Origin of the sequence: Rhodococcus sp. BL-253-APC-6A1W (assembly GCF_012843405.1) — a bacterium.
Taxonomy (GTDB): domain Bacteria; phylum Actinomycetota; class Actinomycetes; order Mycobacteriales; family Mycobacteriaceae; genus Rhodococcus.
The window spans coordinates 83,375-105,125 of the sequence record NZ_JABAFB010000003.1; the positions used below are offsets into that span (position 1 = coordinate 83,375).

General features: G+C 69.0%; 22 protein-coding genes. 7 read left to right on the forward strand and 15 right to left on the reverse strand.

Translation table 11 applies throughout. The features are described from left to right. Positions 1-34: 34 nt before the first annotated feature. From HF877_RS05020 to hisD, 5 genes are read right to left on the reverse strand one after another with little or no spacing between them, the layout of a single operon-like run. Complete coding sequence (locus tag HF877_RS05020) at positions 35-1,231, reverse strand: MFS transporter (protein ID WP_346765064.1); 1,197 nt, start codon at positions 1,229-1,231, stop codon at positions 35-37. Position 1,232: 1 nt separating this feature from the next. Next, positions 1,233-1,388 carry a hypothetical protein gene (locus HF877_RS05025; protein ID WP_169620084.1) on the reverse strand — a complete coding sequence of 52 codons (156 nt, stop codon included), beginning with the start codon at positions 1,386-1,388 and terminating at the stop codon, positions 1,233-1,235. 4 nt (positions 1,389-1,392) lie between these two features. Beyond that, complete coding sequence (hisB, locus tag HF877_RS05030; protein ID WP_169620085.1) at positions 1,393-2,025, reverse strand: imidazoleglycerol-phosphate dehydratase HisB; 633 nt, start codon at positions 2,023-2,025, stop codon at positions 1,393-1,395. Continuing rightward, the gene (locus HF877_RS05035) at positions 2,022-3,155 is read right to left on the reverse strand and encodes a histidinol-phosphate transaminase (RefSeq protein ID WP_169620086.1); all 1,134 of its coding nucleotides are present in this window, start codon (positions 3,153-3,155) and stop codon (positions 2,022-2,024) included. Before HF877_RS05035 ends, hisB begins: the two co-directional genes overlap by 4 nt. Further along, positions 3,152-4,474, reverse strand: a complete 1,323-nt coding sequence (gene hisD / locus HF877_RS05040) for a histidinol dehydrogenase (RefSeq protein ID WP_169620087.1) — start codon at positions 4,472-4,474, stop codon at positions 3,152-3,154. Before hisD ends, HF877_RS05035 begins: the two co-directional genes overlap by 4 nt. A 181-nt stretch (positions 4,475-4,655) precedes the next feature. On the opposite strand from hisD, the gene HF877_RS05045 reads away from it, so the two are divergent. Further along, on the forward strand, positions 4,656-5,891 hold the full coding sequence (locus HF877_RS05045) for a family 1 glycosylhydrolase (protein WP_240952028.1): 1,236 nt from the start codon (positions 4,656-4,658) through the stop codon (positions 5,889-5,891). Positions 5,892-5,895: 4 nt separating this feature from the next. Here the strand turns inward: HF877_RS05045 and HF877_RS05050 are convergent, their stop codons facing one another. Together HF877_RS05050 and HF877_RS05055 are read right to left on the reverse strand one after the other, a co-directional pair. Then, positions 5,896-6,192, reverse strand: coding sequence for a DUF2470 domain-containing protein (locus HF877_RS05050; RefSeq protein WP_296549755.1), 297 nt, complete (start codon positions 6,190-6,192; stop codon positions 5,896-5,898). 52 nt (positions 6,193-6,244) lie between these two features. After that, positions 6,245-7,663, reverse strand: a complete 1,419-nt coding sequence (locus HF877_RS05055) for a wax ester/triacylglycerol synthase family O-acyltransferase (protein WP_206036636.1) — start codon at positions 7,661-7,663, stop codon at positions 6,245-6,247. 247 nt (positions 7,664-7,910) lie between these two features. Between HF877_RS05055 and HF877_RS05060 the strand changes: the two genes are divergently transcribed. Then, the gene (locus tag HF877_RS05060; RefSeq protein WP_169620089.1) at positions 7,911-9,071 is read left to right on the forward strand and encodes a lycopene cyclase family protein; all 1,161 of its coding nucleotides are present in this window, start codon (positions 7,911-7,913) and stop codon (positions 9,069-9,071) included. A gap of 3 nt (positions 9,072-9,074) precedes the next feature. Here HF877_RS05060 and nadC read toward each other — a convergent pair whose 3' ends face one another. From nadC to nadA, 3 genes are read right to left on the reverse strand one after another with little or no spacing between them, the layout of a single operon-like run. Continuing rightward, a complete protein-coding gene (gene nadC / locus HF877_RS05065; protein ID WP_169620090.1) occupies positions 9,075-9,941 on the reverse strand; it encodes a carboxylating nicotinate-nucleotide diphosphorylase in 867 nt (288 codons plus the stop codon). A gap of 1 nt (position 9,942) precedes the next feature. Beyond that, complete coding sequence (locus HF877_RS05070) at positions 9,943-11,514, reverse strand: L-aspartate oxidase (RefSeq protein ID WP_169620091.1); 1,572 nt, start codon at positions 11,512-11,514, stop codon at positions 9,943-9,945. Next, positions 11,511-12,542, reverse strand: coding sequence for a quinolinate synthase NadA (gene nadA, locus HF877_RS05075; RefSeq protein ID WP_169620092.1), 1,032 nt, complete (start codon positions 12,540-12,542; stop codon positions 11,511-11,513). Before nadA ends, HF877_RS05070 begins: the two co-directional genes overlap by 4 nt. A gap of 84 nt (positions 12,543-12,626) precedes the next feature. On the opposite strand from nadA, the gene HF877_RS05080 reads away from it, so the two are divergent. Both HF877_RS05080 and HF877_RS05085 read left to right on the forward strand, forming a co-directional pair. After that, positions 12,627-13,337, forward strand: a complete 711-nt coding sequence (locus tag HF877_RS05080; RefSeq protein ID WP_169620093.1) for an NUDIX hydrolase — start codon at positions 12,627-12,629, stop codon at positions 13,335-13,337. 76 nt (positions 13,338-13,413) lie between these two features. Next, positions 13,414-14,361, forward strand: coding sequence for an aldo/keto reductase (locus tag HF877_RS05085; RefSeq protein ID WP_169620094.1), 948 nt, complete (start codon positions 13,414-13,416; stop codon positions 14,359-14,361). Here HF877_RS05085 and HF877_RS05090 read toward each other — a convergent pair. Next, positions 14,272-15,678, reverse strand: coding sequence for an MFS transporter (locus HF877_RS05090; RefSeq protein WP_169620095.1), 1,407 nt, complete (start codon positions 15,676-15,678; stop codon positions 14,272-14,274). The genes HF877_RS05085 and HF877_RS05090 overlap by 90 nt on opposite strands. A 58-nt stretch (positions 15,679-15,736) precedes the next feature. Here HF877_RS05090 and HF877_RS05095 point away from each other — a divergent pair, with 58 nt between their 5' ends. Beyond that, entirely contained in the window at positions 15,737-16,120 is a 384-nt protein-coding gene (locus HF877_RS05095; RefSeq protein WP_169620096.1) for a MerR family transcriptional regulator, read from the forward strand. Between the two features lie 109 nt (positions 16,121-16,229). On the opposite strand, the gene HF877_RS05100 is transcribed toward HF877_RS05095, so the two are convergent. Beyond that, positions 16,230-16,988 (reverse strand): MerR family transcriptional regulator, encoded by a 759-nt coding sequence (locus HF877_RS05100; RefSeq protein ID WP_169620097.1) that lies wholly within the window; start codon positions 16,986-16,988, stop codon positions 16,230-16,232. A 119-nt stretch (positions 16,989-17,107) separates the two neighbouring features. Beyond that, positions 17,108-18,679, reverse strand: a complete 1,572-nt coding sequence (locus HF877_RS05105; RefSeq protein ID WP_169620098.1) for a bifunctional NAD(P)/FAD-dependent oxidoreductase/class I SAM-dependent methyltransferase — start codon at positions 18,677-18,679, stop codon at positions 17,108-17,110. Between the two features lie 80 nt (positions 18,680-18,759). Here HF877_RS05105 and HF877_RS05110 point away from each other — a divergent pair, with 80 nt between their 5' ends. After that, complete coding sequence (locus HF877_RS05110; RefSeq protein WP_169620099.1) at positions 18,760-19,323, forward strand: XRE family transcriptional regulator; 564 nt, start codon at positions 18,760-18,762, stop codon at positions 19,321-19,323. A gap of 188 nt (positions 19,324-19,511) precedes the next feature. Here HF877_RS05110 and HF877_RS05115 read toward each other — a convergent pair whose 3' ends face one another. Further along, positions 19,512-20,273: an SDR family oxidoreductase gene (locus tag HF877_RS05115; protein ID WP_169620100.1), complete on the reverse strand. Its 762-nt coding sequence runs from the start codon at positions 20,271-20,273 to the stop codon at positions 19,512-19,514. A 100-nt stretch (positions 20,274-20,373) separates the two neighbouring features. Here HF877_RS05115 and HF877_RS05120 point away from each other — a divergent pair, with 100 nt between their 5' ends. Beyond that, on the forward strand, positions 20,374-21,207 hold the full coding sequence (locus tag HF877_RS05120; protein ID WP_169620101.1) for a helix-turn-helix transcriptional regulator: 834 nt from the start codon (positions 20,374-20,376) through the stop codon (positions 21,205-21,207). A gap of 284 nt (positions 21,208-21,491) precedes the next feature. Here HF877_RS05120 and HF877_RS05125 read toward each other — a convergent pair whose 3' ends face one another. After that, complete coding sequence (locus tag HF877_RS05125) at positions 21,492-21,656, reverse strand: hypothetical protein (protein ID WP_169620102.1); 165 nt, start codon at positions 21,654-21,656, stop codon at positions 21,492-21,494. Between the last annotated feature and the right edge of the window lie 95 nt (positions 21,657-21,751).

Consider the following 21,751-nt stretch of genomic DNA (forward strand, 5'->3'; position numbering starts at 1 on the left):
GGCACGAACAGCACTGTGCGGTGGCAGGTGCTGTCTAGTCCGCGCCGGGACGTTCGGCGACCTGTTGCACCCCGGGACGCTCCGAGGGACCGGCGAGCCGAGCCAGGAGCGGGAGGACCGGGACGAGCACCGCAGCGACGGTGAACGCCGTGGGATAGCCGGCGGAAGCCGCGATCGCACCGAGTGCGAACGAACCCGCTCCGGTGCCGGCGTCGAATCCGATGTTCCACGCGGCGCTGGCCGAGCCGATGTGTTCGGAGCCCGCACGACGGAACGCGATGAGCAGCGCCTCGTTCTGCACGACGCCGAACCCGAGTCCGAAGCACACCGCCGCCCCGATGAGAGCCACGGCGCCGGCCCGGCCGTCCGCGACGAGCGCGAACGGCACCATCGCGAGCGCGGCGAGGCCGAGCCCGACGGGAAGCATCCGGCCCGCACCGATCCGGTCCGCGACGGCGCCGGCACCGAACCGGCCCACCAGCGTCGAACCGCTCAGCACGGCCAGCGCCGCCGCCACCGGGAGGTCGGCCACGGCGATGGCGAGCAGCGATGTCAGACCGCCGTACGCGATCGCGCCGGCGCCCACCGCCACGGTCGGGAGCAGTAGCAACACGAACGGCATCCGTGCCGGGCGCGGACCCGTGCGCGCTTCGAGGCGCGGCAGGCGCGCCGCGGCGATCAGTCCCGCCGACGACAGGACGGCGCCCAGCACGAACACCGGTGTGGTCGAGAATCGTTCGGCCAGTGCGAGCCCCGTGGGCAGTCCGATCATCTGCGACGCGGCGATCGCGATACCGAGCATGCCGGTGGCGCGGCCGAGCAGACGGGCGGGTGCGAGTTCACCAACCAGCGCAGCGGAGGCCACGGTGATCATTCCGAAGCCGATCCCCCGTATCGCCGAAATTCCCAGCGCGGCGGCAGGCTCCATGGACACGAGGAACAGCAGCGACGGCGGACCGAGGAACAGGCAGCCCGCGACGAGGGTCGCGCGATGACCGAATCTGCGGAGCAGCGCGGGCATCGCGATCTGGGTGAGCACCGTGGTGAACATGAACACCGCGGTGACCGAGCCCGCGACGGTGTCGCTGCCGCCCTCTTGCGCGATCGCCCAGGGCACCACGGGCAGTAACAGCGAGAAACCCGCGAACGCTGCCGCGGATGTCGACCACGCCGCGACGAGTCCCCGGACTCCGAACAATTTCGGGTTGTCCGTCACATCGGATTCGGCCACGTCAGATCAACCGGAGGACACCGGCGATCGCTGCCAGCAGTCCGAGGGCGAAGAGGATACCCGCGAAGAGGGTGTTGCGGGCCTTCCACATCGACCACGTGCCGCCCGCGAGGATTCCGGCGGCGATGAAGCACAGGTAGGTCAGTACGACATCCATACCGTCAGAGCGTTCCCTTGGTGGACGGCACGCCGGTGACGCGCGGATCGGGTTCGACCGCTTCACGCAGCGCGCGTGCGACTGCCTTGAACTCGGCCTCGGTGATGTGGTGCGGGTCGCGCCCGTACAGCACGCGCACATGCAGTGCGATCCGCGCGTGGAACGCGAACGATTCGAAGACGTGCTTGTTGATCACGGTGGCGTAGGGCACGCCCGGGTAGCCACCGATCACCGAGTGCACCAGGTAATCCGGTTCGCCGGTGTGGACGAAGTACGGACGTCCCGACACGTCGACCGACGCGTGGGCGAGCGTTTCGTCCATCGGGATGAACGAGTCGCCGAAGCGCCGGATGCCGCGCTTGTCGCCGATGGCCTGGTGGAACGCCTGCCCGAGAACGATCGCGGTGTCTTCGACGGTGTGGTGCGCGTCGATCTCGACATCACCCTTCGCATGCACGGTGAGGTCGAAGCTGCCGTGCTGGCCGAGCGCCGTGAGCATGTGGTCGTAGAACGGGATGCCCGTGGAGATGTCGGTGCGGCCGGTGCCGTCGAGGTTCAACTCGACGGTGATGGACGATTCCCGCGTAGTGCGCTCGACCCGGGCGGTGCGATCGTTCGTGGTGATGGGGTCGCTCATCGGGTTGCCTCGATTTCCGTAGCGGCGAGTTTCTCACTGACCCGCAGCAACTCGTCGTTCTCGTGTGCCAGGCCGATCGTGGTGCGCAGATATCCGGGGATGCCGACGTCCCGGATCAGGACACCTTCGTCGAGGTAATGCTGCCAGGTGGTGGCCGAATCGGCGAAACGGCCGAAGAGGATGAAGTTGGCGTCGGACGGGATGACGTCGTATCCGAATCCGGCGAGTTCGGCTGCGACGCGGTCGCGCTCGGCGGACAGTTCCGCGACGGAGCCGAGGGTGTCGTCGGCGTGACGCAGTGCGGCGCGCGCTGCGGCCTGGGTGATCACCGACAGGTGGTACGGCAACCGGACCAGCAGCAGCGCGTCGATCATCGCGGGCGCGGCGGCCAGGTAACCGAGACGGCCACCGGCGAAAGCGAATGCCTTGCTCATGGTGCGCGAGACGACGACCTTGGCCGGATACTCGTCGATCAGGGCGACTGCGCTGGGCGCGCTCGAGAACTCCGCGTACGCCTCGTCGACGATCACGATGCCGGGAGCGGCGTCGAGGATCTCGCGGATCCCGTCGAGCGGGACGCTGTGCCCGGTCGGGTTGTTGGGGCTGGTGACGAACACCACGTCGGGACGCCGGTCGCGGATGGCAGCGACCGAAGACTCGATATCGAGAGTGAAGTCGGAGCGGCGGTACGCAGGCACCCACTCGGTCTGGGTGCCGTCCGCGATGATCGGGTGCATCGAGTACGACGGCACGAATCCCATCGCGGAGCGGCCCGGTCCACCGAACGCCTGCGAGAGCTGCTGCAGGACCTCGTTGGACCCGTTTGCAGCCCAGAGGTTTTCGACGCCGAGCGTGACACCGGTCTGCCGAGTGAGATACGCGGCGAGGTCGGCGCGCAGCGCGACGGCGTCCCGGTCCGGGTACCGGTGCAGCTGTGTCGCGGCCTCGCGGACCGACTCGGCGACGTCGTCGACGAGGGCTTGTGTGGGCGGGTGCGGGTTCTCGTTGGTGTTGAGCTGCACGGGCACCGACAGCTGCGGTGCGCCGTACGGCGACTTGCCGCGCAGGTTCTCGCGCAGCGGCAGGTCCTCGAGCGTGATGCGCGAGCCGGGAATCGACGCGCCGGTCACCGGAGTGCCTCGAATCGCAGTCGCACTGCTTCGCCGTGTGCCGGCAGATCCTCGGCGTTCGCGAGGGTGATCACGTGACCGGCCACGTCTTTCAGTGCGGCTTCGGAGTATTCGACGACGTGGATGCCGCGCAGGAAGGTCTGCACACTCAGTCCGGACTGGTGCCGCGCGCAGCCCGCCGTAGGCAGCACGTGATTCGAGCCGGCGCAGTAGTCGCCGAGGGAGACCGGCGCCCACGGGCCGACGAAGATCGCTCCCGCCGCGCGGACCCGGGCGGCGACAGCGGACGCGTTCTCCGTCTGGATCTCGAGGTGCTCGGCCGCGTAGGCGTTGACCACTGCGAGGCCCTGATCGATGTCGTCGACCAGCACGATGCCCGACTGGCTTCCGGACAGCGCGGTGGCGACGCGTTCGCGGTGCTTGGTCAGCTCGAGTTGCGCGGCGAGCGCGGCGTCGACGGCGTCGGCGAGCTCGGGGCTGGTGGTCACCAGGACGGAGGCGGCCATGACGTCGTGCTCGGCCTGGCTGACCAGATCGGCGGCGACGTGCACGGCGTCGGCTGTGTGGTCGGCGAGGATCGCGATCTCGGTGGGGCCGGCTTCGGCGTCGATGCCGACCACCGAGCGGCACAGCCGTTTGGCGGCGGTGACGTAGATGTTGCCGGGGCCGGTGATCATGTCCACCGGGGCGAGTTCGCCGCCATCGGTGTCGGTGCCGCCGTAGGACAGCAGGGCCACGCCCTGCGCGCCGCCGACCGCCCACACCTCGCCGACGCCGAGCAGCGCGGCAGCAGCGAGGATGGTCGGGTGCGGGAGACCGCCGAAGTTCTTCTGCGGCGGCGAGGCGATGACGAGGGACTCGACTTCCGCGGCCTGCGCGGGCACGACGTTCATCACCACCGACGAGGGGTACACGGCGTTGCCGCCGGGCACGTACAGGCCGACACGGTCGACCGGCACCCAGCGTTCGGTGACGGTGCCGCCGGGGACGACCTCGGTGACGGTGTCGGTGCGACGCTGCTCGGCGTGGACCTTGCGGGTCCGTTCGATAGCGACCTCGAGTGCGGCGCGCACAGCGGGGTCGAGTTCGGCGAGCGCGCGGTCGAGTTCGGCCTGGGGAACGCGCACCGAGGCGGGGCGCACGCCGTCGAACTTCTCGCAGTAGTCGAGGGCGGCGTCGGCGCCGCGCTCGCGGATGTCGTCGACGACGGGACGGACCTGATGGAGCACCGCGTCCACGTCCACTCCGCCGCGGGGCAGCGCGCCCCTCAGCTCCGCGGTGGTGGGTGTACGACCACGCAGGTCGGTGCGGGCAAGCATGAGGTGTCCTCTCTCGCAGAACAGGGATCGACCCCCATTATCCGCGATGAACCGGAGTGGTCTGTCATCCACTCCCCGTAGTGGGCGTTGTGTGCCCTCGTCGACCATAGACCGACGGCACGCCCGGCGAATCGGTCTCGAAGTGCCGCGGGTGCGTCGCAGGCCCTCTACCGTGCGATACATGGCTGCCGCGTGGCGTGCTCGGATGTCCGTCGCACCCGCTCGCGCGGCACTGCGCGTGGTGCTCGTCACTATCGTGGCGCTGACGGCGGCCGTGTCGGGCGGCCCTGCCCACGCCGACACCGGCGCCTTTCTGTGGGGCGTGTCGAGTTCCGGTTTCCAGTCCGAGGGGTCGAGCCCGGACAGCAACTGGTCGCGGTACGCGGCGAGTGGTCGCCACGAGCCGGTGGGTACTGCCGTGGACTTCCGGCATCGCTACCGCGAGGACATCGCGCGCGCCGCCGACCTGGGCGTCGGGGTGTACCGCCTCTCGGTGGAGTGGGCCCGCATCCAGCCGGAACCCGAACGGTGGGACGACACCGAACTCGCCTATTACGACGACGTGATCGCGACGATCCGCGGGCACGGCATGACTCCGATGATCACGCTCGACCACTGGGTGTACCCGGGCTGGATCGCCGACCGGGGCGGCTGGGCCCACCCGGGGACAGTCGACGCGTGGCTCGCCCACGCGGACACGGTGGCGGCACGCTACGCCGGACACGGCGCGCTGTGGGTCACAATCAACGAGCCCAGCGTCTACGTGTGGCACGAGGTGTCCAACGGTGCCCTCTCCCCCGGTGACGCACCGATGATGTTCGACCGTCTCGTGGACGCGCACCGCCGGGCCTACGAGACGATCCACCGGTACGACCCCCGGGCGCAGGTCACCTCGAACGCCGCCTATGTTCCCGGTGCGGCGCCCTACCTCGACACCTGGTTCCTCGATCGCGTCCGCGACCATCTCGACTTCGTCGGCGTCGACTACTACTACGGGGTGGCCCCCGGCAATCTCACCGCGATTCGTGCGGCCACCGGGGAGCCGGCTTCGGTGACCCCGCACCCGCCCGGGATGTACGACGCACTGATGGATTACACCCGGCGCTTTCCCGGGATGCCTCTGTATGTCGTCGAAAACGGAATGGCGACCGCGGACGGCGCTCCCCGCCCGGACGGCTGGACCAGATCGCGGCACCTGCGCGAGCACGTGGACCAGATGATGCGTGCGGTCGACGACGGCGCGCCGGTGTTCGGGTACAACTACTGGTCGATCACCGACAACTACGAATGGGGTTCGTACGAGCCGCGTTTCGGCTTGTATTCGGTCGACGTCCGGACCGATCCCGCACTCCTCCGGCGGCCCACCGAGGGGGTGGAGACCTACCGGACGATCATCGCGGAGACCCGTGCCGGGTAGCGGATCAGTGCCGTGCGGGATCGACGCCGAGTCGCGCACACGCCGCCTGGTAGAGCGCGACCACCGCGGTACGCAAACCGGAACGGTCCGTGACCGGCTCGAGCCACGGAATCCGGACGGTCTGTTCCTGGCCGTCGATCACGATCACCCACACGCCCGCCTCGCTGCTCACGCCGGTCATCCGGGTGTGCGCCGCGCGCGGTTCGGCGAACGCCCGCACGATGAGCAGACTGTCGTCGGCGTGGTCGTCGTTCATATGAGCGGTTACCGCCGCCACCACATCGGGTTCGAATTCGGTCACGGGCGTCGAGCCTAGCCAACGACCCGCCGCCGTGGGCCTCACCGGCTGGGTCTCACCGGGCCTCGTCGACCGCACCCACGGTCACGACGGCTTCGAGTGCGAGGAGTTCCGCGTCGAGATGGTCGAGCAGACAGTGCAGATCCGGCACGGTGCGCCCACATGCCGTGAGCCCGAAGGCGATCTCGTCGTCGGTGCTCGTGCACGTGATGTTGAGAGCCTGACCGTCCACCGGAACCGACAGGGGATACAACGCGTCGACGCGCGCGCCGTTCCAGTACAACGGCTCCTCCGGCCCGGGAACGTTGGAGACGATCACGTTGAACGGCGTCCACGGCACTGCCCGGTTGCCGGTCAGTACACCGACCGCGACGGGGGCGACACCGACTGCGCTTGTCGCGAGACGGCCCACCTTGCTCATTCCGCGCATCGCACGTTTGCCCTCGGTCATCGAGTTCCGTACCCGCTCGAGCCGGTGCGCCGGATCGGCGTGCCGGGTGCCGAGATCGCACATCAGGACGGCGATGTCGTTGCCGGACTCTTTGCTGCGCAACGAGACCGGGACCATCGCCACGAGGGACCGGTCGGGAAGCGCGTCGCGTTCGAGGAGGTAGGTCCGCAGCGCTCCGGAGGACAGCGCGAGCACCACGTCGTTGATCGTGCTGTCGGTGAGCTTCGCCACCAGCCGGAGACGCTCGAGCGGCCACGACCGGGCGGCGAACCGTCGCGAACCCGAGATCTGCTCGTTGAACATGGTGTGCGGTGCACCGAGCGACAGCGGACCCCCGCGGTCGTGGAGGGCACGATCGACCGTACCGACCAGCGCCGGAACCAGGGAGGCTGCACCGGAGGCGACCGTCAGCGCCTCCGACACCGCACCTCGGACGGCGCGCACGGCGTGGCCGGGGAAGCCGATGGCCGCGGCCACCGTCGAGCGTGCGGGCGGTGCCCCGTCGGTCGCTGCCCACGGCGCGGGCATCCCGACCTCGCTCGGATCGGTGCCGAGCGCGCGTCGCAGCAACCGCATGGCGCCGATCCCGTCGGCCAAGGAGTGGTGGATCTTGACGTAGAGCGCGTACCGGCCGTCGGACAGGCCCTCGATGAGGTGCATCTCCCACAGCGGCCGCGTGCGATCGAGCAACGAGGCATGCAGCCGGGAGACCAGGTCCCACAAGACCTCGGTGTTTCCCGGCGCGGGCAGGGCGTTGAACCGCACGTGATACTCGATGTCGAATCTCGGATCTTCTTCCCACGCCCACTGTCCCAGGGTCGTCACCGACCGAACGGGCCGCTTGCGCCACAGTGGTGCTGCCGGAGCGTCGCGGCGCAGCGCCTCGTCGAACCTTTCGCGCAGTTCGGTGGCATCGGAATTCTCCGGCGGTTGCAGGAGCAGCAGGCCGCCGACGTGCATCGGATGGTCGGGCGATTCGCCGAGCAGGAACATCGAATCGGTCGGTGCCATGGGTAGCCGCATCGTCAATCTCTCCGCCCCCGCTGACGAGAACTGTTCTCCGCGCGGGGCCGCCCCACCCCGCGATCCGACATCACTGGTACTCAGATGAACAGTTGTACCCCAGATCGATCGGCCCCGACCTCGGAACGACGCAGTTCCGGGACTCGCCGAAGATCGCCCCGTAGGCAAATTGCCCGTAGGCAAATAGCACTGCACCGGAAGTTCCGGTGCCGCAGAATGGGCGCCAGTCGCGACGAACGGAGATCTCGTGAGTCTTCGAACCTGGACCGGGCCGCTTCACGGCGGCATCGTCATTCTCGGCGGTGGTCTGAGCGGGCTCTCGCTCGCCGCGCATCTCGCAGCGACACGTGCTCGGCCGGGCCCGGTGCTGGTGGTCGACGACGGCGCCCGCGACATCACGGCCGCCTCGTGGGCGTCGTGGACGCGGCGTACCGCGCTGCTCGACTCGGCGGCCACCGAGATGTTCGACCGGATGCGTGTGTATGCGGGCGGGCACGACCGGACCCTGGCGCTCGGGCACTATCGCTACCGCGTGGTGCACGGTGCCGCGCTGGTGGCGGCGGTTCGCCGCCTCACCGATCCGGTGCCGGACGTGGGATCGGTGACCGGGCACGTCGTCGACGTCGACGATGCCGACCGGCCACTGGTGACACTCGACGACGGGCGAGAACTACGCCCCGACTGGGTGTTCGACGCGCGCGGTCCCGCCGCTACGACCGCCGGAGAAGACGCCGCCCTGGATTTCCTCGGCGTGCGCGTGCGCGCCGAAGCGCCGCTCTTCGACCCCCACGTTCCGGTGCTGTTCGATTTCCGCACCGATCAGGCCGAACGGGCGTCCTTCGTGTACGTGCTTCCGAGCGATGCCCATCACGCGCTCGTCGAGCACACCTGTTTCGTCGCGCCGGGAACCCCTGATGTAGCCCCAGAGGTGCATCTCGCGGCGCTGCGCGTCTATCTGACACAGGTCCTCGGCGTACCGGAGAACGCCTACGAGCTCGGACGCTCCGAGCACGCGCGTCTGCCTCTCGTCGCGCAGATCGCCGAACGCAGCGAAGGACGTATCCTCCGGATCGGGGCCGCCGCCGGGATGATGAAGGCGAGCAGCGGTTACGCCTACGAACGCATCCAACGGGACTGCGAGGCGATCGCGCGGTCGTTCGAGCAGCACGGACATCCGTACGACCTGCCCAAGCGCCCCGGACGGTTCGCCCGCTACGACCGCGCGTTGCTCACCGCCGTTACCGAACACCCCGGTTTCCTCGAGGAGATGTTCGCGGCGTTGTTCTCGCGCCCGTCGGCCGAACCCGTCCTGCGGTTCCTCGACGAGGATTCGTCGTTGCGCGACGAAGCCGGGTTGTTCGCATCCCTCCCGGCGGGGCCGCTGATCCGGGCGATGACCGGACGGTGACACCTACATGTCGAGGCCGAGGTCGAGCACCGTCACCGAATGGGTGAGGGCACCGACCGCGAGGAAGTCCACTCCGGTGCGGGCGTACTCCGCGGCGACCTCGAGCGACAGGCCTCCCGACGACTCGAGCCGGGTCTGCGGGGCGTGGGTGTTGCGCCGTTGCACCGCGATCTGTGTCTGCCACAGCGGAAAGTTGTCCAGGAGGATCAGTTCGACGTTCTCGGCGAGCACCTCGTCGAACTGCTCGAGGGTGTCGACCTCGACCTCGCACGGGACGCCGGGTGCGTGCGCACGAACCGCACGCAGCGCGGCGAGCACCGACCCTGCGGCCGCGACGTGGTTGTCCTTGATGAGAGCCTCGTCGCCGAGACCCATGCGGTGGTTGACACCGCCGCCGACGCGCACCGCGTACTTCTGCAGTGCGCGGAGGCCGGGCAGCGTCTTGCGGCTGTCGCGGATCTTCGCCTCGGTGCCCTGCACCGCGTCGACCCAATGCGACGTGGCGGTCGCGATACCCGACAGGTGGCAGAGAATGTTGAGCATCGTCCGTTCGGCGGTGAGCAACCCGCGGGTCGGGGCGTCGACGGTGAGCACGGCCTCCCCCGGCACGACGCGGTGGCCGTCATCGGCGCGGTCGACCACCCGGTAGTGATCCGGTCCGATCACCTGGTCGAGGACGAGAAGTCCGACATCGAGTCCGGCGACGGTCCCGGCCTGCCGGGCGACGACCGACGCGGTGGTGGTCGCGTCTGCGGGCACGGTGGCGTCCGAGGTGATGTCGGGTCCGTAGCGCAGGTCCTCGTCGAGGGCGCGCACGACCAGCGCGCGCGTCTCCTCGAGATCGAGGCCGGCGGGCAGGGCGGTGGCCATATCAGTTCGCTCCTGTCAGTTGCGGGGTGGTGACGACGGTTTCGCCAGCGAGGCCGAGACGCATTTCGAGGCTGTGTGCCTGGCCGGGATGGGGCTCGGGGTGGTCGCTTCGGGTATGACAGCCGCGTGACTCGGTGCGCCGCTCCGCCGCGGCGACGAGTGCCCGCGCCGTGACGGTGAGCGCGGCGTCTTCGAGCAGCGGCAGGTCGATGCACGTGCTGTTCGGGGCCGCGCCGAGCGTGGCCGACGCCGCCGCGAGTCCGTCCGCATCCCGGACGACCGACGCGTGCCGTGTCATCAACCGTTGCAGGACGTCCCGGTCGAGTCGGGGCAGGACGGGCGGCAACGCGTCGGTCGCTTCGACCCGCAGACCGGTGCGTTCCACAGCGGCGGCGATGCCGGCGCGTTCGCCGAGCACCAGCCCTTCCAGCAGGCTGTTGGACGCGAGACGGTTCGCCCCGTGCAGCCCGGTGCGGGCGACTTCCCCGGCCGCGTACAGCCCCGGAATCCGGGTGCGCCCGTGGATGTCGGTGACGACACCGCCACACGAGTAGTGCGCGGCCGGGGCGACCGGCAGCAGGTCGTGGGCAGGATCGAGCCCCGCGTCGGCGCACAGAGCCGTGATGGTCGGGAACCGCGTCGCAAAACCGTCGAGGTGGCGTGCATCGAGGAAGACGTGATCCTCACCGAGATCGGCGAGGCGCCTCGCGATCGCGCGGGAGACCACGTCACGAGGTGCCAGGTCGCCGAGCGGATGGACACCGCCGGTGACCGATTCGCCCCGCGAATCGACGAGGCGAGCGCCCTCGCCGCGGACCGCCTCGCTGATGAGCGGTCGCCGTCCCATGCCACCGGCGGCGAACAGCACCGTGGGGTGGAACTGGACGAACTCGAGATCGGCGATCCCCGCACCTGCCGCGAAGGCGAGCGCGATGCCGTCGGCCGTCGCCCCGGGCGGGTTGGTACTGCACGCATAGAGCTGTCCCAGCCCGCCGGTGGCGAGCAGCACCGCGGGAGCGTGGACGACACCGGCGCCGTGCTCGTCGAACACCAGTACGCCGGTCACGCCGGCGTCGTCGGTGAGGATCCGTGCTGCGGCGGCACCGAACAGCACGGGCAGGCCCGCGGCACCGAGCGCACGCTGGATTTCGGCGCCGGTCGCGTCGCCGCCGGCGTGGATGATGCGGCGGATGCTGTGCCCGCCTTCCCGGGTGCGGGCGACGTCGCCGTCCCGGCCGGTGTCGAACACCGCGCCGAGGTCGCGCAGTGCGGCGACCGCGTCGGGACCCGCCGACACGATCGATCGCACGGCGTCGTCGTCGCACAGCCCACCACCGGCGGCGACGGTGTCGGCGACGTGCGCGTCGACGGTGTCACCCTGCGGCGCGACCACGGCGATACCGCCCTGCGCGTACTGGGTGGAGGTGTCGGTGGGCCCACCCTTGCTCACGGTGAGCACCCGCATCCCGCGCCGGGACGCGGCCCGCGCGGCGGTGAGGCCGGCGACCCCACCGCCGATCACGACGAGGTCGGTGTGGTCTTCCCACACCACCGCGCTCGTGCGGGTCGTCACTCGCCGCCACCCGGGTTTCCGATGGCGATCATTCGCTGCACCGACAGGCGGGCACGCTCGGCGACGTCGGGCGCGACGTGCACCTCGTCCTTGCCTTCCTGGAGGCACCGCAGCAGAGCGGCAGGGGTGATCATCTTCATGTACGGGCAGGAGGCGCGATCGTTGACGGCCTGGAAGTCGATGCCCGGCGCGGCCTTACGGAGTTGGTGCAGCATCCCGACCTCGGTGGCGACGAGAACCTGCTTCGCGCCGGTTTCACGGGCGGCGTCGATCATGCCGCCGGTCGACAGGATCTTGACCTTGTCGTCGGGGACGAATCCCTCTCCCGCGAGGTAGAGCGCCGACGTCGCGCAACCGCACTCGGGGTGAACGAAGAGGTCGGCGTCGGGATGTGCCTTGGCCTTGGCGGTGAGTTCGTCACCGTTGATCCCCGCGTGTACGTGGCACTCACCGGCCCAGATGTGGATGTTCTCGCGCCCGGTGACGCGCTTGACGTGCGCGCCGAGGAACTGGTCGGGCAGGAACAGCACTTCGCGGTCCGGGTCGATCGACGCGACCACGTCGACCGCGTTGGACGACGTGCAGCAGATGTCGGTCAGGCCTTTGACCTCGGCGGTCGTGTTGACGTAGGAGACGACCACCGCGTCCGGGTGTTCGGCCTTCCACTCGCGGAGCTGGTCGGCGTTGATGGAGTCGGCCAGCGAGCAACCCGCGCGTTCGTCGGGGATCAGGACGGTCTTGTCCGGGCTGAGGATCTTCGCGGTCTCCGCCATGAAGTGGACGCCGCAGAAGACGATGGTGCCTTCTTCGGCCTCCGCCGCGATGCGCGAGAGGGCGAGCGAGTCGCCGACGTGGTCTGCGACGTCCTGGATCGCAGGCAGCTGATAGTTGTGCGCCAGCACCGTCGCGTTGCGCGCTCGGGCGAGCCGGCGGACCTCGTCGGCCCATTCCGGTGTTGCCTCGATGCCCGTGTAACCACCGGGGCCGTCGACGATGGCGGCGGCTCCCGCCCACTCGGTCGTGGTCATGGCCTTGCTCCTTCGGGAAGGGGATTCCGGGCGGGCTGCGCTCGGATTTCCGCTTTCAGGGGTTTTCGACTTAGAATCGAAAACATGCCACATAGTAACACTCGTCACGAAGTGCTCATCGTGGTGTTCCAGGTTCGCACCTTCCCGCCCTCGTCACGGAACCCGGGCGGCGACCCCGAACTCGGGGTCCTGCTGTGGCAACGCGCCCTCGATCCCGAAGCCGGAACGTGGTCGCTGCCGGGAGGCACGCTCCGCGACGACGAGGACCTCACCTCGTCCGCACGTCGCCAACTGGCCGAGAAGGTGGACGTGCGCGAGGTCGCCCACCTCGAGCAGTTGTCGGTGTACTCCGATCCCCAGCGGGTGCCCGGCGAACGCACCATCGCGTCGACGTACCTGGGCCTGGTGCCGATCACGTCCGACCCGCAGCTACCGGCGGACACGTCGTGGCATCCCGTCTCGCAACTGCCCGCGATGTCGTTCGACCACGGACGGATGGTCGGCAACGCCAGAACCCGCCTCGCAGCGAAACTCTCCTACACCAACATTGCGTACGGACTCGCGCCCGCAGAGTTCTCGATGTCGACATTGCGCGACATCTACTGTGCCGCACTGGGATACCAGGTGGATGCGACGAACCTGCAGCGCGTACTGGCTCGGCGCCGCGTGCTCACGGCGACCGGAAACACCGCACCGCCCGGGCCGGCCGGTGGCCGTCCGCCCGCGCTGTACCGATTCACTGAATCCCGGCTGCGCGTCACCGACGAATTCGCCGCGTTGCGCCCGCCCAGCTGACGACCCGACCGAACACGGGTACGGCGAAGTGTGGTTAGGGTGCGCACGTACTCGACATCGGCTATCCAGGAGCATCGTGACCACGATCGGCAATTCCCGGCTCGACATCTTCCCTCTCGCCCTCGGCGGCAACACCTTCGGCTGGACAGCCGACGAAACCGCATCCTTCGAGATCCTCGACGCGTTTCGCGCCGCGGGAGGCAACCTCATCGATACCGCGGACTCCTACTCCGCCTTCGCGCCCGGCAACTCGGGTGGCGAATCCGAGACGATCCTCGGCAACTGGGCGGCAGCGCGCGGCAATCGCGACGAGGTGATGATCGCAACCAAGGTCGGGCACCATCCCGAACACCCCGGCCTCGCCCCCGCGAACGTCCGCGCCGCCGCCGACGCCTCCCTGAAGCGGTTGCAGTCCGACCACATCGACTTGTACTTCGCGCATTCCGACGACCCCGACACGCCGCTCGCCGAGACCGTGGCCGCGTTCGACGACCTCGTCCGCGACGGCAAGGTGCGCTACGTGGGCCTGTCCAACTTCTCCCCCGCCCGGGTCTCCGAATGGCTCGAGATCGCGGACACGCACGGGTTCGACGCTCCCGTATCACTGCAACCGCACTACAACCTCGTCCACCGGGCGGAGTACGAGACCAGCTACGCCCCGATCGCTCTCGAACACAACTTGGGTGTGCTGCCGTACTACTCCCTCGCTTCGGGGTTCCTGACCGGCAAATACCGGTCGCAGGACGATTTCACCGGCCGGGTGCGCGAGCGGATGGCCTCGCGCCACCTCACCGATGCCGGTCTCGCCGTGGTCGACGCACTCGGTGAGATCGCGACCGCCCACGCGGTCGAGATCTCCACGGTCGCGCTGGCCTGGCTGCTCACCCGCCCCAGTGTCGTCGCCCCGCTCGCCAGTGTCAGCGGGATCGAGCAGTTACCCGCACTGCTCGACGCCACACGTCTCACGCTCACCGACCTCGAACGCGACCGCCTCACCGCGCTGTCGAACGCCGTCGGAGCGTAGGGAATCCGGCACCGGGGTGGTGGTGGACGCGGTGCCCACCACCACCTCGTCGGCTACCGCGGAGTTCGGGGTGGACGTATCTCCCTCGGTCGGCTCGCCGACCCGCCCGAGAAGCAGCAGACCCGTCGTGCCGACGGCTGTCACGGCCATCGCGACCGGTGCCAACGCACCGGTACCCGAACCGGCCACCAGGCTTCCGAGTGCAGCCCCCGCGGCGACGCCGAGGTTGAGGAGCGTGATCACCACCGCTCCCGCGAGGGAACGGAACTGCGCGGACGCGAGCCGGACGACGCGGACTTGGAATACGGGTGGAAGCAACCCGATGGCAGTTCCCCACACCACGATCGCGGTCACGAATACCGCGGGCGTCGTGGGTGCGATCGTCACCAGAGCGAACGCGGCGAGCATCGCCAGGGCAACCGCGGGCAGGGTCGCTCTCGGCCAGCGATCCGAGAGCCAGGCCGACAGCACCAAACCGACCGCCCCGGCCGTGCCGAACAGTGCCAGGAACCACGCGAGCGCAGTGGGTTCGTACTGCGCGACATCGGTGACCACGAGCGAGACGTAGGTGAAGACCACGAAGTGTCCGACCAGCACGAGCGCCCCCGCCACTGCGGTCCCGACAGAGGGGATCGCACTGCGATCCCATCGCGCAGCCGAGGCACGATCGGCTGTTCCCACCGACTCGCCGGTATCGGCGAGGAGCGGCACGAGGGCGACGGCGATGACGGCGAGAACCACCGACGCTCCCGCGAATATCGCACGCCACCCGACCACGTCCGCGAGCGCGGTTCCGAGGGGCAGCCCGACGAAACCGGCGATCGTGGGCCCGGCGAGCACGATGGCCATCGCACGGCCGATGCGCTCGGGTGCCACGATGTCGGCGACATACACGACGATCACCGCCACCAACACACCGTGTCCGGCTGCAGCGATCACTCGCCCGAGCAAAGCCGTCTCGAAGGTCGGCGCGAATGCCGTGGCCGCCCCCGCCGCCGCGACCACACCGAGGGCTGCGGGGATCAGCCGCGCCCGGCGGGCCTTTCTGGTGATCCGGACGAGTGGGATACCGGTGACCACGATCGTGAGTGCCCACGCCGTGACCAACATTCCCACCACGGCCGGATCGACCCCCAGACCGCGCTCGATCTGCGAGAGAAGCCCCGAAGGAAGCATCTCCATCGTCACCGTCGCAAATGCTGCGCAGGCCAATGCGATCAACTTCGGCCACGGCAGTGCGGCAGCGTTCGGTGGGATCCCCGCGGTGGATTCGTTCGTCGTGCTTTCGGATGTGTTCGATCCGTCGATGTCGGTCATGGCCCGACGCTAAACTTTGACATCAGTGTCAAGGTCAAGCCCGAAATCGAGGGAACCTATGCGGATCGGCGACCTGTCCCGGCACACCGGACTCAGCTCCCGGATGTTGCGCTACTACGAGCAGGAGGGTCTGCTCCACCCGACGAGGGGCGCGAACGGCTACCGCGAGCACACAGAGGACGACGTCGATCGCGCGAGGTGGATTCGCGACCTGGTCACATCCGGTGTACCGACTCGTCTGATCTCGATCGTCATCGACCAACGCGACGACCGGGAAGGCAGATGGACGAGCAACTGCGATCGGGTATTCGCCGAGCGACTGAGCACCGAGATCGAGGACCTCGACCGCCGGATCGCCTGCTTCACCCCCAGTCGGCATGCACTCGACGAACTGTTGCGTATCACCCGGTCGGAGATTCGGTCCGCGCAGGCAAATGCCTGAGCAGTCCTGATCGCTGCACCGGATTCGGGAGCGGAGAGCGAACGCTACTTCACAACTGCCGGTACCCCCGCGCCGGTCGGCTCGGGGGTACCGGGTCAGACGACGGTTGCTAGTCGCCGAGCCTCTCGTCTGCGTAGACGACCATCGCGTCTCGCTGATACTCGGCCAGGCCCTCGGCGATCTTCTCGTAGTTCGCCTTGAACCGCTCGTCGTCCACGTACATCTGCCCCAGGCACTTGTACGCGTCCCGGTTCGGGGTCCACATGCGGCAGATGCCCTGGTACTGCGTGTGGATTTCCGCTTGCACGGCCGCGTCTCCGACCCGGGTTCCGGCGGCCTTGAACTCCGCCATACGGATCATCGCCGCGGTGACCTCACGCTGCATACTCTCGATGTCGTCGGTGGTCAGCGTGGCGGTCCTGCGCCGAGACTGCTCGAACTCCTCCGGCCAGCGCTCGCGGGCCTCGTCGTCGTACTGCTTGTAATCGAAGCCCTCGAACAGGTTCTCCGGGCGGTTGATCTTTCCGGTCATTGCCGTTGTCCCTTCGATTTCGGCGATGGTGCGGGCCACCGTGTCGGCCATCCGTCCCAGTCGGTTCCGTTCCGTCAGCAGGCGGTCGTGCTGCCGTTTGAGGGCGGCGAGCGTGTCCGGCTCGGAGTCCACCGCGTGTGCGATCTCGGCGAGGCTCAGGCCGAGTTCACGCAGTACGAGAATCTGCTGCAGGCGCAGCAGTTGCTCCTCCTCGTAGTAGCGGTAGCCGTTGGCGCCCACATAGGCAGGCTCGAGCAGTCCGATGTCGTCGTAATGCCGAAGAGTGCGGGCGGTGACTCCCGACATCCTCGCCACATCCGCGATCGACCAGCTCATATCCGTTCCCATCGTTCCGCGACACCGGTCGGTCCGGTCTCGGCTCCGACCGTAGAAGTTGCCGTAACGAGAAGGTCAAGCGAAAAAGCATGCACTCTTCACGTCACACCGCTGCGAACTCAGCCGAGTCGTCGCGCGCGCAGCACCGAGTCGCGGACGGTGATCTCCTCGCCGGTGTGCGGGTGGGTGGCCGTGCGGGATCGGGCCTCACAGAGTTCGATCTCCCACTTCCCGTCCTCGAGCGCGGGCACGAGCGATTCGGGGGTGAAGAGGAACGAGTGGTGGCCGTGCCGGAGCCCGGTGGCCATGTCGTCGGGATGGTGGCCCACCACGAGCAGGGTGCCGCCCGGGGCGACCGCAGAGCCGAGGCGCCGGGTGACGTCGACCATCCCACCGTCGGGCAGGTGCATGAACTGCGACGAGACCAGGTCCCAGCGCTCCTCACCGGGCTCCCAACTGCGGATGTCTGCCTGGCGGGTCGTGACGCGGTCCCCGACTCCGGCCTGGGCTGCGTGCGCGGCGGTCTTGTCCAATGCCGCGACGGCGAAGTCGAGTGCGGTCACCGACCAGCCGCGGCCGGCCAGCCAGATCGCGTCGGCTCCCTCGCCACAGCCCACGTCGAGTGCCCGCCCGGGTGCGAGGGCGGATGCCTCGGCCTCGAGTTGCGGGTTGACGTTTCCGCTCCAGACGCGATCCCCGGAGTAGCGATCCTCCCACGCAGGTTGCTCGAACATCTCGGCTCTGCGCTCGGCGACCGCACGGTCGGCGTCCTCGGCCGCCAGGTCCGCATTGATGAAGGCTCCCACCCGGTTTCCGTGTGCTGCCGAGCCGATCAGGGTCATGCTGATGTCGGTCGCGTTGCCGGCTGCGTACACGCCGGGAACAGTGGTTGCTCCCATCGCGTCGACCGGAATCACGGTGCCCATGGGCACCCCACCGAACTCGACCTCTTGCGGCTCCAGCCCCAGAGACGCGAGGAACTCGAGATGTACCTGCGGCCGCGCCCCGACCACGATCGCCTCCCGTTCGAGGACCGAACCGTCGGCGAGCCGCAACCCCACCAGTCGATCACCATCGGTGACGACCTCCTTCGGAGTGCCGTGCTCGATCCGCACACCGATGGCGGCCATCCGTTCCACCTCGTCGTGCGGCAGTTCCACCCCGTCGGCGACGACGATCACGACGTCGTCGGTCAGTTGACGGAAGAGCAGACCCTGATGTCCTGCCATAGGGGTAGTCGCCAGCACCGCAATCGCTCGATCGCGCACCTCCCAGCCATGGCAGTAGGGGCAGTGCAGCACGTCGCGGCCCCATCGTGCTGCCAGTCCGGGAACGTCGGGCAACTCGTCCACCGCGCCGGTCGCGATCAGCACGCGCCGGGCTGTCACCTCGCGTCCGTTTCCGGTGCCCACGGCAAAACCGTGCTCTGTTCGGGTCACGGCTTCCACCCGATCGCCGGTGACTTCGACGCCGTACGCTTCCACCTCGGCTCTGCCGTCGGCCAGCAGGCCAAACGGAGCGACGCCTTCCCGTCCCAGGTAGTTGTGCGCATGCTCGGCGGGGGCATTGCGGGGTTCTCCGGCGTCGATCACCAACACCCGGCGACGGGACCGGCCCAGCGCCATCGCGCCGCTCAGGCCGGCAGCGCCGCCGCCGACGATCACCACATCGAAGTTCTCGTTATCCGTCATGTTCCCAGGGTGCAGACCCGAAACCGGAATTGGCAAACATTCTTGCCGATGCGGCAAACAAATCGGGCATACTGCATGCCATGGAAGACGAAGACGTGCTGAAGGGCGTGGGCCCGAGACTTCGACAGCTCAGGCTCGAGCGGGAGGCCACCCTCGGCGACCTCGCCGCGGAGACCGGCATCTCCGTCAGCACCCTGTCCCGGCTCGAATCGGGACAGCGCAGGCCCACCCTCGAACTTCTGCTGCCGCTGGCCCGCGCCTACCGCGTCGCACTCGACGAACTCGTCGACGCCCCGGAAACCGGCGACCCCAGAATCCGGCCGAAGGCGGTGACCCGGCACGGCCGGACGTTCCTTTCGCTGACCCGGCGTCCCGGCGGCCTTCAGTCCTTCAAGATGGTGCTTCCCACCGTCGACGACGTTGCCCAGCCGACGTTGCAGACGCACGAGGGTTACGAGTGGCTCTACGTCCTCAGCGGGCGGCTGCGTCTGATCCTCGGTAGCCGAGACATGGTGCTCTCACCAGGAGAGGTCGTCGAATTCGATACCCGTACTCCCCACTGGATCGGCAATCCCGGCCCCGACGCGTGCGAGGTGTTGGCGATCTTCGGTCCCCAAGGCGAACGGATGCACGTGCGTTCGTGAACAGACGCGGCGCCGGTGCCTGCGGGTGGTCGGAAAATCTACGGACTCGGCTCGAAACCGACCGCGGCGAACCCGGCGCCGGCCGCGACGACCTGCGCCGGGTTCGAGTTGATCACCTCGCCGATGAAGGCGTGACCAGCAGTGCCGCGAAGAGAACGGCCGCTCCGCTCAGCCCGCTACATCCGCCGTCACAGTCGCTGGCCGCCGGAGGCCTCGATCCGCTGACCGGTGACCCACGCCATCCGGGGATCGAGGATCGCGGCGACGGCCGCCCCGATGTCGTCGGGCTCGCCGATGCGGCCCATCGCGACCGTCGGCAGCACCACGGCGCGATATCGCTCGTCGTCGCGCACTGCGCCCCCGCCGAAGTCGGTGGCGGTCGCTCCCGGCGCGATGACGTTCACGGCGATGCCGCGGGCGCCCAGCTCTTGCGCGAGATACACCGTGAAGGTCTCCACCGCGCTCTTGACCGCCGCGTACACCGCCATGCCGGGCGCGGCGAAGCGGGTCAGCCCCGTGGACACGTTGAGGATGCGGCCGCCGTCCGCGAGCGCGGGCAACAGCTGCTGGGTCAGCAGCACGACACCCGTGAAGTGCACGGAGACGAGGCGCTCGATGCCGTCGCGGTCGAAGGCTCCCACGGGTGCGGCACCGCCATAACCGGCGTTGTTCACCAGAACGTCGAACGTGTCGCGGGCCCACTGGGTGTCGAGAGTCTCACGCAACCGCTCCGCGAACTCCGCGAAGGTCTCGGGGGCGGTGGTGTCCAGCGCGAGGGCCACCGCCCGCCGTCCTCGCGCGCGGACCTCGGCGACCACGGCGGCTGCTGCCTCCGCATCGCTACGGTAGGTGAGCACGATGTCGTCGCCGCCGTCGGCGAGGGCGAGGGCGGCGGCGCGGCCCAGCCCACGCGAGCCGCCGGTGATGAGGATGATTCGTTCGTTGGTCATGTCCTCAGGCTCCGCCGCATCCGTCCGCCCATCCAGGCCCCAGCGATCGAGGGACCGCGGATACCTGGCTCGGCGCCGCGCACACGAGGAGGATGAGAGCATGCATCAGCTGGCCGAGTTCCTGCGCAAGCGCCGCGAAGCACTGCAGCCCGAAGACGTCGGACTGCCGCGCGGTCCCCGACGGCGCACGCCCGGGCTGCGGCGGGAAGAGGTCGCCATGCTGGCGGGCATGTCTACGGACTACCTCAACCGGCTCGAGCAGTCGCGGGGACCGCAGCCCTCCGTGCAGATCCTCGCTGCCCTGACCCGTGCCCTGCACCTCGACCGCGCCGAGCGCGACCATCTGTTCCGGCTGAGCGGGCACGCCGCTCCCGAGCGTGTCACGGCAGATCTGCACGTCTCACCCGGGATACAGCGGATCCTCGAGCGTCTCACCGACACCCCCGCGCAGGTCGTGACCGAGCTGGGGGAAACCCTCGCCCAGACCGAGCCCGCCCGTGCGCTCCTCGGCGACGCGCGGGAGCTGAGCGGACTGCGCCGCGCCACCGTGTACCGGTGGTTCACCGAGCCGGAATCGCGCGACGTGTACGCGCGCGCCGACCACGACCTGCGGGGGCGCACGTTCGTCGCCGAGCTGCGGGCCGTGTACGCGCGGACCGGCGACCGCTCGCGCGCGGGCGCGATCGTCGCCGAACTCAAGCGGGTGAGCCCGGAGTTCGCGGCCGTGTGGGCCGACCACGAGGTCGCCGAAAAGCATCCGATGACCAAGCGCTTCGCGCATCCCGACGTGGGCGAGCTGACGCTGCACTGCCAGACGTTGCTCGACACCGAGACCGGCAATCGCCTCCTCGTCTTCACCGCGACCCCCGGCACCGACGACGCCGCCAAACTCGACCTGCTGCGCGTCATCGGCACGCAGCTGTCCACCCGCTGACGCGGTCGCCGACGGCGCAGCGCAACCCAGGGCGTCAGCGATCGACTTGCCGCCGAGAACCCCGACTTCGTCTCCCAATGGGGCGCACCATCGCGCAGGTCACCGCCGCTGGTAGCCAGCTCACCGCTGACAACCACGTACTCAACGAGTCTCCCCGGTCGGATAGGCCACAGAACCGAAGTCCAACCAGCGACGACGAGGGCCGAAGCGTATCGAACGATAACCGGCAGCGTCCTGTCCGGCGACGGGTCCTCCGGGAAGGCACCGCTCCTGCAGGGCATCGTTCACCAGGTCGGATCGACGTTGATCGGATGGTCGAGCATGACCTCGCGCGGACGAGCGGCTTTCACCCACGCCAGGCATACCTCGGGCGGTCCGATGGTGCCCAGACCGGTCGGTGCCATCGCCCGATCCTGCCCGACCACCGCGACGAAAGGTGGGATCAGCAAGCCGGTGTCCCCCGGGCTGAGCTACACGGATGCGCGGGCCTCGTTCAAGCCCTTCGCCGACGCGGGGTCGCGGCGAGCGTGTATACCGAGCCCGG